This window comes from Janthinobacterium sp. AD80 (genome assembly GCF_002878455.1).
In the GTDB taxonomy this organism is placed as follows: Bacteria; Pseudomonadota; Gammaproteobacteria; order Burkholderiales; family Burkholderiaceae_D; genus Janthinobacterium.
The window spans coordinates 1-568 of sequence record NZ_NRDQ01000383.1 but is presented as its reverse complement, the minus strand read 5'-3'; the positions used below and the strand labels follow the sequence as shown (position 1 = coordinate 568).

1 protein-coding gene is annotated in these 568 nt (G+C 61.1%); it reads right to left on the bottom strand.

Going from position 1 to position 568, the window contains the following annotated elements:
* A partial coding sequence (locus JaAD80_RS29875; RefSeq protein ID WP_146012646.1) for a tRNA-dihydrouridine synthase occupies positions 1 to 351 on the bottom strand: 351 nt, incomplete at its 3' end.
* Positions 352 to 568 lie beyond the last annotated feature (217 nt).

Sequence of the window (568 nt, the reverse complement as noted above, 5' to 3'; positions counted from 1 at the left end):
GTTTTGCAACAGGGCCGAACCGCACCAGCTGTTGCATACCTTCTTCACGGGGCACCCCATGTTGATGTCGATGATCTGCGCGCCCCGGTCCACATTGAACTTGGCGCAATCGGCCAGGTCTTGCGGATCGGCACCGGCGATCTGCACGGCCTTCGGCTCCATTTCGCCTGCATGGTCCGTGCGGCGCGAGCTTTTTTCCGTCGCCCACAGGCGCGGATTCGACGCCGCCATTTCCGACACGGCGTAACCGGCACCCAACTGCTTGCACAACTGGCGGAAAGGCCGATCCGTCACACCCGCCATGGGAGCGACGAAAACGTTGTTGCGCAGAATGTGAGGGCCGATTTGCACTGAGGAACCTGGAATGGACGGAGGAACCTGCTATTTTAACCGATTCCCTGCCTAATTAATAAGCACTATTTTTTTGCTTCAGTGCGCCTGGGCGGGCGCCGCGCTTGTGCAGTACAGCAAAACAGGGCGCCGGCGGACAGCGCCGGCGGCTCGCCCGGCTCTTGACCCGGCGCTTAGCCCAGCTCGTCCATTGCGGGCGCGCTCAGGTGTTCGATAT